Source organism: Pseudomonas sp. GW821-FHT07G06 (assembly GCF_058986625.1).
On the sequence record NZ_JBYSVW010000002.1, the window covers coordinates 378,713 to 392,991 of the forward strand.

General features: G+C 60.9%; 11 protein-coding genes. 1 reads left to right on the forward strand and 10 read right to left on the reverse strand.

Going from position 1 to position 14,279, the window contains the following annotated elements; translation table 11 throughout:
• Nucleotides 1–6: 6 nt before the first annotated feature.
• The 10 genes from AC3WJW_RS05200 to hutC all read right to left on the reverse strand — a co-directional run bounded on the left by AC3WJW_RS05200 (nt 7) and on the right by hutC (nt 12,739).
• Nucleotides 7–1,416, reverse strand: a complete 1,410-nt coding sequence (locus tag AC3WJW_RS05200; RefSeq protein WP_493725333.1) for an amino acid permease — start codon at nt 1,414–1,416, stop codon at nt 7–9.
• A 235-nt stretch (nt 1,417–1,651) separates the two neighbouring features.
• On the reverse strand, nt 1,652–3,184 hold the full coding sequence (gene hutH / locus AC3WJW_RS05205; protein WP_007975546.1) for a histidine ammonia-lyase: 1,533 nt from the start codon (nt 3,182–3,184) through the stop codon (nt 1,652–1,654).
• 119 nt (nt 3,185–3,303) lie between these two features.
• The gene (gene hutH / locus AC3WJW_RS05210; protein ID WP_493725334.1) at nt 3,304–4,827 is read right to left on the reverse strand and encodes a histidine ammonia-lyase; all 1,524 of its coding nucleotides are present in this window, start codon (nt 4,825–4,827) and stop codon (nt 3,304–3,306) included.
• A gap of 132 nt (nt 4,828–4,959) precedes the next feature.
• A complete protein-coding gene (locus AC3WJW_RS05215) occupies nt 4,960–5,790 on the reverse strand; it encodes a quaternary amine ABC transporter ATP-binding protein (RefSeq protein ID WP_007975542.1) in 831 nt (276 codons plus the stop codon).
• Nucleotides 5,787–6,638 carry an ABC transporter permease gene (locus AC3WJW_RS05220; protein ID WP_034148578.1) on the reverse strand — a complete coding sequence of 284 codons (852 nt, stop codon included), beginning with the start codon at nt 6,636–6,638 and terminating at the stop codon, nt 5,787–5,789. The genes AC3WJW_RS05215 and AC3WJW_RS05220 overlap by 4 nt, the downstream gene beginning before the upstream one ends.
• Nucleotides 6,639–6,708: 70 nt before the next feature.
• Nucleotides 6,709–7,677, reverse strand: a complete 969-nt coding sequence (locus AC3WJW_RS05225; RefSeq protein WP_493725335.1) for an ABC transporter substrate-binding protein — start codon at nt 7,675–7,677, stop codon at nt 6,709–6,711.
• Nucleotides 7,678–7,746: 69 nt separating this feature from the next.
• The gene (locus AC3WJW_RS05230; RefSeq protein WP_493725336.1) at nt 7,747–9,216 is read right to left on the reverse strand and encodes a purine-cytosine permease family protein; all 1,470 of its coding nucleotides are present in this window, start codon (nt 9,214–9,216) and stop codon (nt 7,747–7,749) included.
• Between the two features lie 134 nt (nt 9,217–9,350).
• Nucleotides 9,351–11,018, reverse strand: a complete 1,668-nt coding sequence (hutU, locus tag AC3WJW_RS05235) for a urocanate hydratase (RefSeq protein ID WP_007975538.1) — start codon at nt 11,016–11,018, stop codon at nt 9,351–9,353.
• A gap of 444 nt (nt 11,019–11,462) precedes the next feature.
• Nucleotides 11,463–12,032, reverse strand: a complete 570-nt coding sequence (locus AC3WJW_RS05240) for a HutD/Ves family protein (RefSeq protein ID WP_493725337.1) — start codon at nt 12,030–12,032, stop codon at nt 11,463–11,465.
• Entirely contained in the window at nt 12,029–12,739 is a 711-nt protein-coding gene (gene hutC, locus AC3WJW_RS05245; RefSeq protein WP_162135916.1) for a histidine utilization transcriptional repressor HutC, read from the reverse strand. Before hutC ends, AC3WJW_RS05240 begins: the two co-directional genes overlap by 4 nt.
• Before the next feature lie 146 nt (nt 12,740–12,885).
• Between hutC and AC3WJW_RS05250 the strand changes: the two genes are divergently transcribed.
• Entirely contained in the window at nt 12,886–14,250 is a 1,365-nt protein-coding gene (locus tag AC3WJW_RS05250; RefSeq protein WP_493725338.1) for a formimidoylglutamate deiminase, read from the forward strand.
• The last annotated feature ends 29 nt before the right edge of the window (nt 14,251–14,279 follow it).

Sequence of the window (14,279 nt, forward strand, 5' to 3'; positions counted from 1 at the left end):
GTTAGGTTATCGATGAGAAAAAGTCGGGTCCGGCGTCACCAGGGCAGCCTGGCCTGCCGCCGGTTTCACCCAGGTCAGGTAGGCCAGCACCAGCAGCACGATCCACACCACGCCGACTATCAGAGCCGCCTGGGTGTCCGGGAAGTAGCCCAACACGCCGAAGACGAACAGCATGAAGGCAATCGCCGCTATCGGTGCATAAGGCCAGAACGGTACCGGGAATTTCAATTGTGCGACCTGCTCGGCGCTCATGGAACGACGCATGGCCACCTGGGTAAACAGAATCATCAGCCAGACCCAAACCGTGGCAAAGGTCGCGATGGAGGCGATCAGCAGAAACACGTTTTCCGGGATCAGGTAGTTCAGCAACACGCCCAGCAACAGCGCGGCGCTCATCACCACAACGGTCATCCATGGCACGCCATTGCGCGACAGCCGTGCGAAGCCCTTGGGCGCGTGGCCCTGCTGAGCCAGGCCGTACATCATGCGGCCAGCACCGAAGATGTCACTGTTGATGGCCGAGATCGCCGCCGAGATCACCACGATATTGAGGATGGTCGCCGCCGAGCTGATGCCCAGATTGTCGAAAATCTGCACGAACGGGCTGCCCTGGCTGCCGATCTGCTGCCAAGGAAAGATCGACATCAGCACCAGCATCGTCAGGACGTAGAACAACAGGATGCGCAACGGCACGGCATTGATCGCCCGGGGCAGCACATGCTGCGGGTCTTTGGCTTCACCGGCGGTCACACCGATGATTTCAATCCCGCCGAACGCGAACATCACCACGGCGAACGAAGCGATCAGACCGCCCACGCCATTGGGCATGAAGCCGCCATGGCTCCAGAGATTGCTGATGTCGGTCGCCTGGGCGCCGGGCGCCGTGCTGATGCCGAACAACATGATGCCGAAGCCACCCAGGATCATCGCGACAATGGCCCCGACCTTGAGCAGCGACAGCCAGAACTCCATTTCACCGAAGACTTTGACGTTGCACAGATTCAGGCCGCCTACCACCGAGACGATGCCCAGCACCCAGATCCAGCGGGAAACCTCCGGGAACCAGAAGCCCATGTAGATACCGAATGCAGTGACGTCGGCCATGCCGACGATGACCATTTCGAATGCGTAGGTCCAACCGAGGATGAAGCCCGCCATCGGCCCGAGATAGGTGCTGGCGTACTGGCCGAAAGAGCCGGCCACCGGATTGTGCACAGCCATCTCACCGAGGGCGCGCATGACCATGAACACCGCCGCGCCACCAATCAGGTACGCGAGCAGCACCGCAGGCCCGGCCATTTGAATGGCCGAGGCAGAACCGTAAAACAGCCCGGTGCCGATTGCCGACCCCAGCGCCATGAAGCGAATATGTCGGGCAGAGAGCCCGCGTTTCAAACCCTTTGCTGACTGTTGCATTGCTCGTCCCTAATTATTGTTATGCGACGCAAAACCGAATCGCCTCCTGCAGGAGCTGTCGAGTGCACCGAGGCTGTGATCTTTTAAAAGCAAGATCAAAAGATCGCAGCCTGCGGCAGCTCCTACTGAGAAGACCGCAGCCCCCCTGTAGGAGCTGTCGAGTGCAACGAGGCTGCGATCTTTTAAAAGCAAGATCAAAAGATCGCAGCCTGCGGCAGCTCCTACATTGGAACCCTTACAAGCTCGGCAGCAACTTCGCCGAAACCAGCTCGTTCAGGCAGCGCGAAGCCAACAACTCGGTCGCCGCATTGATGTCCGGCGCGAAGAAGCGGTCCTTCTCATAGAACGGCACTTCGTTACGCAGGATGGCGCGGGCCTTTTCCAGCTTCGGCGAAGTCTTCAGGCCATTGCGCAGGTCCAGGCCCTGAACCGCAGCCAGCCATTCTACGGCGAGAATGCCACGGGTGTTTTCAGCCATTTCCCACAGACGCTTGCCGGCTGCCGGCGCCATCGACACGTGGTCTTCCTGGTTGGCGGAGGTCGGCAGGCTGTCCACCGAATGCGGATGGGACAGCGCCTTGTTTTCGCTGGCCAGTGCCGCGGCGGTCACCTGGGCGATCATGAAGCCGGAGTTCACGCCGCCGTTGGCCACCAGGAACGGCGGCAGTTGCGACATGTGCTTGTCCATCATCAGCGAGATGCGACGCTCGCTCAGGGAGCCGATTTCGGCGATGGCCAGGGCCATGTTGTCGGCTGCCATGGCCACCGGCTCGGCGTGGAAGTTGCCGCCGGAGATCACGTCACCTTCCGCGGCGAACACCAGCGGGTTGTCAGAAACGGCGTTGGCTTCGATGGCCAGCACTTCGGCGGCCTGACGGAACTGGGTCAGGCAGGCGCCCATGACTTGCGGCTGGCAACGCAGGGAGTACGGGTCCTGGACCTTCTCGCAGTTTTCATGGGAGTCGGAGACTTCGCTGCGCTCGCCCAGCAAATCGCGATAAGCGGCGGCCGCGTCGATCTGGCCTTTCTGGCCACGGGCCGCATGGATGCGAGCATCGAACGGCGAGCGCGAGCCCAGTACCGCTTCCACGGTCAGGCCGCCCAGTGCCAGGGCACCGGCGAACAGGTCTTCACCTTCGAACAGGCCACGCAGGGCAAACGCAGTGGATACCTGGGTGCCGTTGAGCAGCGCCAGGCCTTCTTTCGCGGCCAGGGTCAGCGGGGTCAGGCCGGCGACTTTCAGCGCTTCGGTGGCTTCCATCCACTCGCCTTTGTAGCGTGCCTTGCCTTCACCCAGCAGCACCAGCGACATGTGGGCCAGAGGCGCGAGGTCACCGGAAGCACCGACCGAACCTTTCAGGGGAATGTGCGGGTACACCTCGGCGTTGATCAGGGCTATCAGCGCATCGATCACCACGCGGCGGATGCCGGAGAAACCACGGCTCAGGCTGTTGACCTTGAGCACCATGATCAGGCGCACCAGTTCGTCGCTGATCGGCTGGCCGACACCGGCGGCGTGGGACAGCACCAGCGAGCGCTGCAGGTTTTCCAGGTCTTCGCTGGCGATGCGGGTCGAGGCCAGCAGGCCGAAACCGGTGTTGATGCCGTAGGCGGTGCGGTTCTCGGCGAGGATCTGCTCCACGCAGGCCACGCTGGCTTCGATCTGGGCTGCAGCGCTGTGGTCGAGGGTGATTTTGACCGGTTGCTGATAGACATCACGCAGTTGGGCAAGGCTCAGTTGGCCGGGGATCAAATTAAGCGCAGTCATGTTCATTCTCCTTTTGAGAGTTTGTTGTTAACTACCAGACGCTCCGGAAATATCCGTTGTCCGTCGCTTCCCCCTTTTTAAGGGGGCTGGCGCCTTGGCACGCTGGTCTTGTTTGGAAATCAGTTCAAGTTCGGTAAGGTTTTTTGCAGCAAAGCAGGGTCTTTCAGAACGCCGGCAGCGGCAGCGATGTCCGGCGCCAGCCAGCGATCCTGGTCATAGGCAGGAACGCGCTCACGCAGCAGACGCCAAGCGGCATCGGTGCCCGCGCCGAAGCGTTGCTCTTTCAAGAATTCGAACGCCTGGGCCGCCAGCAGGTACTCGATGGCGAGGATCTGCGTGCAGTTTTCCAGCGCGCGATGCAGCTTCAGCGCGGCGTTGGTGCCCAGGCTCAGGTGATCTTCCTGCAGGCCCGACGTCACGTAGTTATCCAGCACCGCCGGTTGTGCCAGCTGACGGTTTTCCGCACACAGGGAAGCGGCCACGTATTGCACGATCATCATCCCGGAGTTCACCCCAGGGTTGGCCACCAGGAACGCCGGCAAGCCGCTGACGTGCGGGTTGATCAAGCGGTCCAGGCGACGTTCGGCAATGGAGCCGATTTCCGCCATGGCAATCGCCAGCAGGTCCGCGGCCATTGCCACGGACTGGCCGTGGGGGTTGGCCTGGGACACCACGCGGTAGTTATCGGCAGTGCCCAGCACCAACGGGTTGTCGGTGGCGCCGTTGAGTTCGGTTTCGATCTGTTTTGTCGCGTGTACCAATTGATCGCGCGCGGCGCCGTGCACTTGCGGGATCGAGCGAATGCTCAGGGCGTCTTGCGTGCGAATGCCTTTGCTCTGGGCAATCACTTCGCTGCCGTCGAGCAAGGCGCGCAGGTTGATCCCGACCTGTTGCATGCCAGGGTGCGGCTTGAGCGCGATGATCTCGGCATCGAACGCGTCGATCTGCCCGCGCTGGGCTTCGAAGCTCATGGCGCCGATCACGTCGGCCCACTCCAGCAGGCGCGTAGCGTCGGCAATGGCCAGGCAGCTCAGGCCGGTCATGCACGGCGTGCCGTTGACCAGGCACAAACCGTCCTTGGCGCCGAGCTTGACCGGTTGCAGGCCTTCTTCGGCCAGCGCCTGTTGCGCGGCAACGATCTGCCCGCGATAGCTGACATTGCCCACGCCCAGCAGCGCGATGCCGATGTGGGCCATGTGGGTCAGGTAGCCCACGGAACCCTGGGACGGCACCTGCGGGGTGATGCCCCGGTTGAGCAGCGCCAGCAGCGCTTCGACGACCTGACGGTGCAGGCCGGATTTGCCGTGGCTGTAGTTGACGATGGCGGCACACATGATCGAACGGGTCTGTTCGTCGGCCAGTGGTGCACCAACGCCGCAGGCGTGGCTGAGCAAGGTATTGCGCGACAATTGGCTGAGTTGCTCGTCCTGCAGCGAGACGTTGCACAGCGCACCCAGGCCGGTGTTGATGCCGTAGGCACGTTCGCCGCTGGTGACGATGCGCTGGACGATGGCCTGGGCGTTTTCGATGCGCGCCCAGATCGGCGCCGACAGCTCAAGCTGCGCACCATGACGAGCGACAGCGACCACATCCTGCCAAGTGACCTGCGCTTCGGTGATAACGATTTTTTCAGCCTGGGACATCTTCAACCTCATCCAAATAGTGATACAGCTTCACCGCCGCCTTCGCGAGCAGGCTCGCTCCCACATTGGAATGCATTTCCCTGTGGGAGCGAGCCTGCTCGCGAAGAGGCCAGCTCACTCACTGCAAATCTCTTAAACCACCGCCGCCCGACGCTGCACAAAGCGGTCGACATACTCATCCGCCGGCGAGTGCAGGATCTCTCTCGGCGTGCCGACCTGGATCAGGCGGCCATCCTTGAGGATCGCGATGCGGTTGCCGATGCGCACGGCCTCGTCGAGGTCGTGGGTGATGAAGACGATGGTCTTGTGCAGGGTCTTTTGCAGTTCCAGCAACTGGTCCTGCATCTCCGCACGAATCAGCGGATCGAGGGCACTGAAGGCTTCGTCCATCAGGATGATGTCGGTGTCCGCCGCCAGGGCGCGGGCCAGGCCCACACGCTGGCGCATGCCGCCGGAAAGCTGATGCGGGTATTTGTTTTCGTAGCCCTTGAGGCCCACGGTGTTGATCCAGTGCAGCGCACGCTCGGCGCACATGGCTTTGCTTTCGCCACGGATTTTCAGGCCGTAGGCGACGTTGTCCAGCACGCTCTTGTGCGGCAACAGGCCGAAGCTCTGGAACACCATGCTGATCTTGCGTCGGCGAAATTCGCGCAGGGCTTCCATGTCGTATTGCAGGATGTCCACGCCGTCCACCAGGATCGCGCCGCTGGTCGGATCGATCAGGCGGTTGAAGTGGCGTACCAGGGTCGACTTGCCGGAACCCGACAGGCCCATGATCACGAAAATCTCGCCGCTGCCGATGCTCAGCGACAGGTCGTTCACGCCGACCACGCAGCCGGTTTCGGCCAGCACCTGATCCTTGGTCTTGCCCTGGCCGACCATGGCCAGCGCGTCCTTGGCACGGTTGCCGAAAATCTTGAAGACGTTTTTGACTTCGATCTTGCTCACGGTTGCGTTGTTCATTTGCTCACCTCATGCCGTGCACGACCGTACGCCTGTGTAATGCGGTCGATCACCACAGCCAGAATCACGATCGCCAGGCCGGCTTCAAGGCCACGTCCGACGTTCAGGGTCTGAATCCCCACCAGCACGTCTTCACCCAAGCCACGGGCACCGATCATCGAGGCGATCACGACCATCGACAGGGCCATCATGGTGGTCTGGTTGATGCCCGCCATGATGCTCGGCAGGGCCAGCGGCAGTTGCACGCCGAACAGTTGCTGCCAGCGGTTGGCACCGAAGGCGTTGATCGCTTCCATCACTTCGCCGTCGACCTGGCGAATGCCCAGATCGGTCAGGCGGATCAGCGGCGGCGCGGCGTAGATCACGGTGGCGAAAATCGCCGGGACCTTGCCCAGGCCAAACAGCATCAGCACCGGGATCAGGTACACGAAGCTCGGCATGGTCTGCATGATGTCCAGCAACGGCATCAGCACCGAACGCAGGCGATTGCTGCGCGCCGAGAGAATGCCCAGCGGTATGCCGATCAACACCGAAATGATCGTCGCCACCATCATCAGCGCCAGGGTCTGCATCAGCTTGTCCCAGAGGCCGACCGCACCCACCAGGAACAGCAGGCCGACGATCACCGCCGTGGTCACGACTTTACGGGTCGCGTGCCAGGCCACGCCCGCCACGATCGCCAGCATCAGCCACCAGGGCGCTGCACGCAGCAGGCCTTCAAGATTGACGATGGCCCACAGCAGCGTATCGGAGATGTGCCGGAACACGTCGCCGTAGTTGGTGACCAGCGAATCGACCCAACCGTTGACCCAGTCGGCGATGGAAAAGGTAAAGCTTTCGGGAAACATAAGAGACTCTCAATCAAGGGGTTGCGATCAAGCGTCCGACTGCCGTTGCCGGCAGCCGGAGAAGCCCAACCTACAAGGCCGCGTCGATTTTCTTGGCTGCGTCTTCGCTCACCCACGCGTGCCAGACTTCAGGATGTTCCTTCAAGAAGATCTTGGCCAGTTTTGGCGACTCGATCCGCTCTTTGGTCATGCGTCCCAGGTTCTGGTTCAGCAGGTCGATCGGCACGTTGACCTTTTCCAGCACGGCCACCAGTTCCGGGGCTTCGTCGTGGAAGGTCTTGGACAGGCCGACCTTGATGGTCACAGTCTTGTTCACGCCTGGTTTCTCTTCGAGTTTCACCACATCGACCTGGCCCATCAGCGGGGTTGGCGACCAGTAGTAGAACAGGATCGGCTCGCCACGCTTGTAGCTCGACAGTACGGCGGCATCCAGCGCCGGGCCGGTGCCTGGGCGGAAGTTGGTGTAGGTGCTTTCCAGGCCGTAGCTCTTCAGCATTTCGCTGTTGTCGAGTTCACAGGTCCAACCGGCCGGGCAGTTGTAGAAACGGCCCTTGGATGGCTCTTCGGCGTCCTTGAAAACGGCCGAGTATTTGCCCAGATCAGCAATGTTTTTCAGGTCCGGCGCCTTGGCTTCCAGCTTGCGCTTGGCGTCGCCTTCGATCACGTAGCGCGGCACGTACCACCCTTCGATCGCACCCACCACCGGCGCGCCGACACCGACGACCTTGCCGGCCTTCTCAGCCTTGTTCCAGACTTCGCTGCGACCGACCCACTCTTCGGCAAACACTTGAATATCGTTGCTGCTCAGGGCGTTTTCCATGGTGATGGAGTTGCCCGGCAGGCTGTCGGTCTTGCAGTCGTAGCCTTTCTCCAACACGACTTGCATCACGTCGGTCAGCAGCATGGCGCTTTCCCAGTTCAAACCGGCGAATTTCACCGGTTTGCCCGACTCGCACCAACCCGCCGCCTGAGTGGCGCCAGCGCTGGCCAGCAGGCCCATGGAAAGCAATGTGGTCAGCAGGGTCTTGTTCGATTTCATTGTTGTGACGCTCCTAATCATGAATTGGCTTACGGCAGTCAAGAGGCATCCAGCCCTGTCCACGTCCAATCAGGCCTGCGCCGCAGCGCGACCGACATTCAGCTTTTGTTCGGTGACCGCGTCCTGCTCGACCGGCAGGATCAAACGATCAGGCACTGTGCCGTGCCATTTTTTCGCACACAGGTAATACAGGGCTGCGGGAATCACCAGACCGATGATCCAGGAGATATCCACATCACCCAGAGCCGCCACCAGTGAACCGGTATAGAACTTGGTGGAGATGAACGGCAGCTGCACCAGCACACCGAACACATAGACGCTGATACCGAGAAGGTTCCAACGACCGTAGCGACCGTTCGGATCGCCCAGCGCCGGCACGTCATAGCGCTCGCGAGTGATGCAGTAGTAGTCCACCAGGTTGATCGCACTCCATGGCGTGAAGAATGCCAGCAAGAACAGGATGAAGGACTTGAACGCACCGAGGAACGAGTGCTGGCCGAGCAATGCCATCAGGGTCGCAGCACCGACAATGACCAGCACGAAGACCAGACGCTGCAAGCGCGTGACTTTCAGGTCACCGCGGAAACCGCTGATGATGGTCGCGATGCACATGAAGCTGCCGTAGGAGTTCAGCGTGGAAATGGTGACCTTGCCGAACGCGATGCTGAAGTACAGCAGCGCAGCGGTGGCACCGGTCCCGCCCAGACCCACGATGTACGCCACTTCGTGGCCGGCGAATTGCCCGTTGGCCGAAGCGGCAGCGAACACGCCGAGGACCATCGCCACCTGTGCACCAATGACCGAACCTGCGCCTGCGGCAAAAAAGGTTTTCACCGAGGAAATCTTGCTCGGCAGGTAGCGAGAATAGTCAGCCACATAAGGGCCGAAGGCGATCTGCCAGGACGCCGCGAGCGACACCGCGAGCAAGAAACTGCTCCAGCTGAAGTGGCGGATCTGCAACAGAGCGCCAACGTCAACCTGGCTGATCAGACGGCTGAACAGATAAACAAAGGCAATCACGCCAATGACACTGGCAACACGGCCGATCCAATGGATCACCCGATAACCGAGCACCGTGACCAGCACGATGACACTGGCGAAAAGGAGGATACCGACGGTGTCGCTGACCCCAAACAACTGGCCCAGCGCCTGGCCGGATAACACGGTTCCCGTTGCGGTGAAGCCCAGGTACATCAAGCAGACCAGCACGATCGGGATGGCCGCGCCGTACACGCCGAACTGTACCCGGCTGGAAATCATCTGCGGCAGGCCAAGCTTGGGGCCTTGCGCCGCATGCAGCGCCATCACGCCGCCACCCAGTAATTGACCGATCAAAAGACCGATCAATGACCAGAACACATCACCGCCCAGCACCACGGCGAGCGCCCCGGTGACAATCGCGGTGATTTGCAGGTTGGCACCCATCCACAGGGTGAATTGGCTAAACAGACGACCGTGTCTTTCCGCTTCCGGGATGTAGTCGATCGAGCGTTTCTCGATCAACGGTTTACTGCCTGCACGCTCGCTGTTGACAGCCATGGTTCAACCTCTGTGGATTGTTATTCTTGGTTGGTTAGATCTTTGTAGGAGCTGTCGAGTGAAACGAGGCTGCGATCTTTTAAAAAGCAAGATCAAAAGATCGCAGCCTGCGGCAGCTCCTACAGGGTTCCGGGTTATTTACCGGTAATCATCGGCAGGTTCAGCCCTTGTTCCTTGGCGCAGTCGATGGCGATCTGGTAACCGGCATCGGCGTGACGCATAACGCCAGTGGCCGGGTCGTTGTGCAGCACGCGAGCGATACGCTCGGCCGCTTCGTCAGTACCGTCGCAGACGATCACCATGCCCGAGTGCTGGGAGAAGCCCATGCCGACGCCGCCGCCGTGGTGCAGGGACACCCAGGTCGCGCCGCTCGCGGTGTTGAGCAGGGCGTTGAGCAGTGGCCAGTCGGACACGGCGTCGGAACCGTCTTGCATCGATTCGGTTTCGCGGTTCGGGCTCGACACCGAACCGGAGTCCAGGTGGTCACGACCGATCACGATCGGCGCGGACAGCTCACCGCTACGCACCATTTCGTTGAACGCCAGGCCCAGCTTGGCGCGCAGGCCCAGGCCAACCCAGCAGATACGTGCCGGCAGGCCCTGGAAGCTGATGCGCTCGCGCGCCATGTCCAGCCAGTTGTGCAGGTGGGCGTCGTCCGGGATCAGCTCTTTTACTTTAGCGTCGGTCTTGTAGATGTCTTCAGCGTTGCCCGACAGCGCAGCCCAACGGAACGGGCCGATACCGCGGCAGAACAGCGGACGGATGTAGGCCGGTACGAAACCTGGGAAGTCGAATGCGTTTTCCACGCCTTCTTCCTGGGCCATCTGACGGATGTTGTTGCCGTAGTCGAAGGTCGGCACGCCCATTTTCTGGAAGTCCAGCATCGCTTTGACGTGCACGGCCATCGATTGCTTGGCGGCCTTGATCACAGCGGCAGGTTCAGTCTTGGCGCGAGCGCGGTACTGGTCCCAGGTCCAGCCGGCCGGCAGGTAACCGTTGAGCGGGTCGTGGGCGCTGGTCTGGTCGGTGACCATGTCCGGGCGTACGCCACGCTTGACCAGTTCCGGCAGGATTTCAGCCGCGTTACCCAGCAGCGCGATGGAGATCGCCTTGCCTTCCTTGGTGTACTTGTCGATACGCGCCAGCGCGTCGTCGAGGTCTTTGGCTTGCTCATCGACATAGCGGCTTTTCAGACGAAAATCGATGCTGACCTGCTGACATTCGATGTTCAGCGAGCAGGCACCGGCCAGGGTTGCAGCCAGAGGCTGGGCACCGCCCATGCCGCCGAGACCGGCGGTCAGGACCCACTTGCCCTTGAGGTTGTCGTTGTAGTGCTGACGACCGGCTTCGACGAAGGTTTCGTAGGTGCCCTGGACGATGCCCTGGCTGCCGATGTAGATCCAGCTGCCGGCGGTCATCTGGCCGTACATGGCCAGGCCTTTGGCGTCGAGTTCGTTGAAGTGTTCCCAGCTCGCCCAGTGTGGAACCAGGTTGGAGTTGGCGATCAGCACGCGCGGAGCGTTGGCGTGGGTCTTGAACACGCCGACCGGCTTGCCGGATTGCACCAGCAGGGTCTCGTCGTCGTTCAGGTTGGTCAGGCTTTCGACGATCTTGTCGTAGCATTCCCAGTTACGGGCGGCGCGACCGATACCACCGTAAACCACCAGCTCCTTAGGGTTCTCGGCGACTTCCGGGTCGAGGTTGTTCATCAGCATGCGCAGCGGCGCTTCGGTCAGCCAGCTCTTGGCGGTCAGCTTGTTACCGCGGGCAGCGCGGATTTCAACGTCACGAAATTTAGTCACGAAAAGAACTCCTCAGCAATCAATCCAAAACCAACCCAGGCAGTGGGCGAGCAAGCCAATGGGCATCAGTGCACACCGGCGAATCAGTGGACGATGGTTGAGTCCTCGTGACTCATACACATACGTCTTTACTTGTACATACAAGCATATGCAATCAAGCGGCCAACTTGTTGGATGAGCATTCAAGAAAAATCCTGAAACGGCTGGAGAGCGCCTGGAACAAGGGCTCCGGGGAAGATGAAATTTTTCGGAGGGGATTTTTGGCGGGTGTGGGGTTTGTTACTTGGGCGTGGTTTTGCGCCGCACTGGGGCGTTCGGTAACAAGTTGGTGCGCTTTTGGGAACGGTTAAAAGCAAAAGATCGCAGCCTTCGGCAGCTCCTACAGGGGAACGCATTCCAAATGTAGGAGCTGCCGAAGGCTGCGATCTTTTGACGATTTGTGAATCAGCGTGCGGTCAGCTCAATCACGCAGCAGGCGGCGCTGGTGGAGACTTCCAGCAACCCACTGTTACCGACCAGTTGCAGGCAATCATGGCGACCCAGTTGCGAGGCGTCGGCATTGACCTTCACCTCCAACGCTTCACTGACACTGAAAACCAGCACAGTCCCCGCCTCGCTGAAAAACCGCTGTTCACCGTCCAGCCACTGCAACCGTGCACGGTAACGCTGCGGCGCGTAGATCAGGTTGAAATCACGGATCGGCCCGCCGAGCAGTGTGCAGGAGACATGACTCTCGCCACTGAAGGCAAACGGGTCGAGCGGTAACAGTGAGCGCGTGATCTGGCCATCCACCGACAAGCTCATGCCGTCGCCCTGCAACACGGTGATGATCCGCTCATAACCGGCGAAGGTGGAAAACCCGCCCGACTCACCGATATCGGCAATCGACAGGCGCCAGCCAAACCCATCCAGGCCGGTGCCGGCATCGCGGGTGATTTCTTCGGTGCTGCCGCCGCCGTTTTTCCACGGCATGCGCGGGTAGTCTTTTGCGCGCAGGACTTTTACGTTATTCATTTATGAAACCGACCTTCCAGACGATGACGGGAACCGGGGTGGATCAAGCGAGCGGCGGTCACCGGCTGGCGGCCGGACCAGGTGCGGCGACGGATCAGCAGGCACGGCTCGCCTTTTTCAATCTGTAGCAATTTGCATTCGGACGGCTCGGCCAGGATCGCCTCGACCACGTGCTCGCCTTCGGTCAGCGGCGCGACCTGGTTCAGGTAGGCGTAGGGCGTTTGCAGGGTGAAGTCCTGCTTGAGGTAATCCGGCGCCACCAGCGCGTTGACGAAACGGTCTTCGATCTGCACCGGAATATCGTTCTCGAAATGCACGATCAGCGAATGGAACACCTTCTGCCCTTCGCGCATGTCCAGGGCCAGGGCGCGCTCGGAACCGGCGGCCTCTTCTTCAAGGGTGATGACCTTGCAGGTGTGGCGATGACCGCGAGAGGCGATTTCATCGGCGATGTTGTGCACTTCGAACAGCGCGGACTGGCTTTTCGGCTCGGCGACGAAGGTGCCGACGCCTTGCATGCGCACCAACAGACCGTCGGCAGTCATCTCGCGCAGGGCACGGTTGATGGTCATGCGGCTGAAGCCCAACTGGCTGACCAGCTCGCTTTCCGACGGAACCCGGTAGTGCGGCGGCCAGTTTCCGCTGTCGATTTGCTGGGTGATCATTTGTTTGACGCGGGCGTACAAGGGCGCCGGACTGTCGCCCATGTTCGCGGCCAACGGAGAGACTGGAGGCGGAGTCGGCACGGTTAATCCTTGGTCGTTTAGTTGATGTCGCTAGCTTGCCGGAGTTTACCGGGCAGGCAAACGTCTGTATATGTATATACAAATAACACACGATGGGGTGCTGAACCATGTCCGCCTTCTTTGCCGAACGCGCGCTGCTGCCTAGTGGATGGGCCAACAATGTACGTCTTGAGGTCAGCGCCGATGGCGTATTGACCCATATCCAGGCCGATTCTCATGCAGATGGCGCCGAGCGGTTAAGCGGTCCGCTACTGCCTGGCATGCCGAATCTGCACTCCCATGCCTTCCAGCGGGCCATGGCCGGGCTGGCGGAAGTGGCGGGCAATCCGAACGACAGTTTCTGGACCTGGCGCGACCTGATGTATCGCCTCGTCGGAAAAATCAGTCCGGAGCAACTCGGCGTCATCGCCCGTCAGCTGTACATCGAAATGCTCAAGGCCGGTTACACCTCGGTGGCGGAATTTCATTACGTACACCACGACATCAGCGGCCAGCCTTATGCCGACCCGGCTGAACTGGCCCTGCGTATCAGCCAGGCAGCAGGTTCCGCGGGCATCGGTTTGACCCTGTTGCCGGTGCTCTACAGCCACTCCGGTTTCGGTGGCCAGACCCCGAACGAAGGCCAGCGCCGCTTCATCAACAGCACCGAAAACTACCTCAAGCTGCAATCGCGCCTGCAACCGGTCCTGGCGCAGCAACCGGCGCAAGCCCTGGGCTTGTGTTTCCACTCGCTGCGCGCGGTCACACCGCAGCAGATCAGCGAAGTGCTGGCAGCCAGCGACAAGCAGTGCCCGGTGCACATCCACATCGCCGAGCAGCAGAAAGAAGTCGACGACTGCCTGACCTGGAGTGGCCGTCGTCCGCTGCAATGGCTGTACGAAAACATCGACGTCGATCAACGCTGGTGCCTGGTCCACGCGACCCACGCCAACCCGGAAGAAGTCACGTCGATGGCCAAGAGTCGCGCCATCGCCGGCTTGTGCCTGACCACTGAAGCCAACCTCGGCGACGGGATCTTCCCGGCGGTGGACTTCCTCGCCCAGGGCGGCCGCATGGGCATCGGTTCCGACAGCCATGTGTCATTGAGCGTGGTGGAGGAATTGCGCTGGCTGGAATATGGCCAGCGACTGCGTGACCAACGGCGTAATCGTTTGTATGGCGCGGAGCAGCCGATGGTCGGGCGCACTCTGTTTGATGCCGCGCTGGATGGTGGCGCTCAGGCACTGGGTCAGCCGATTGGTGCGCTGGAAGTCGGCAAGCGCGCCGACTGGCTGGTGCTCGACGGCAGCGATCCGTACCTGGCAACGGCCAGCGGCGACGGGATTCTCAACCGTTGGCTGTTTGCCGGTAGTGATCGTCAGGTCCGGGATGTGCTGGTCAATGGCCAGTGGGTAGTGCGTGACGGGCGCCATGCCGACGAAGAAGAAAGCAGCCGCGCCTTCACCCAAGTCCTGCGCGAATTGCTCGGGTAAAAGCAAAGATCGCAGCCTTCGGCAGCTCC

Coding starts and splice junctions, on each gene's coding strand:
- AC3WJW_RS05200 (WP_493725333.1), bottom strand. CDS start 1,416: ATGCAACAGTCAGCAAAGGGTTTGAAACGCGGGCTCTCTGCCCGACAT.
- hutH (WP_007975546.1), bottom strand. CDS start 3,184: ATGACTGCGCTTAATTTGATCCCCGGCCAACTGAGCCTTGCCCAACTG.
- hutH (WP_493725334.1), bottom strand. CDS start 4,827: ATGTCCCAGGCTGAAAAAATCGTTATCACCGAAGCGCAGGTCACTTGG.
- AC3WJW_RS05215 (WP_007975542.1), bottom strand. CDS start 5,790: ATGAACAACGCAACCGTGAGCAAGATCGAAGTCAAAAACGTCTTCAAG.
- AC3WJW_RS05220 (WP_034148578.1), bottom strand. CDS start 6,638: ATGTTTCCCGAAAGCTTTACCTTTTCCATCGCCGACTGGGTCAACGGT.
- AC3WJW_RS05225 (WP_493725335.1), bottom strand. CDS start 7,677: ATGAAATCGAACAAGACCCTGCTGACCACATTGCTTTCCATGGGCCTG.
- AC3WJW_RS05230 (WP_493725336.1), bottom strand. CDS start 9,216: ATGGCTGTCAACAGCGAGCGTGCAGGCAGTAAACCGTTGATCGAGAAA.
- AC3WJW_RS05240 (WP_493725337.1), bottom strand. CDS start 12,032: ATGAATAACGTAAAAGTCCTGCGCGCAAAAGACTACCCGCGCATGCCG.
- hutC (WP_162135916.1), bottom strand. CDS start 12,739: ATGGGCGACAGTCCGGCGCCCTTGTACGCCCGCGTCAAACAAATGATC.
- AC3WJW_RS05250 (WP_493725338.1), top strand. CDS start 12,886: ATGTCCGCCTTCTTTGCCGAACGCGCGCTGCTGCCTAGTGGATGGGCC.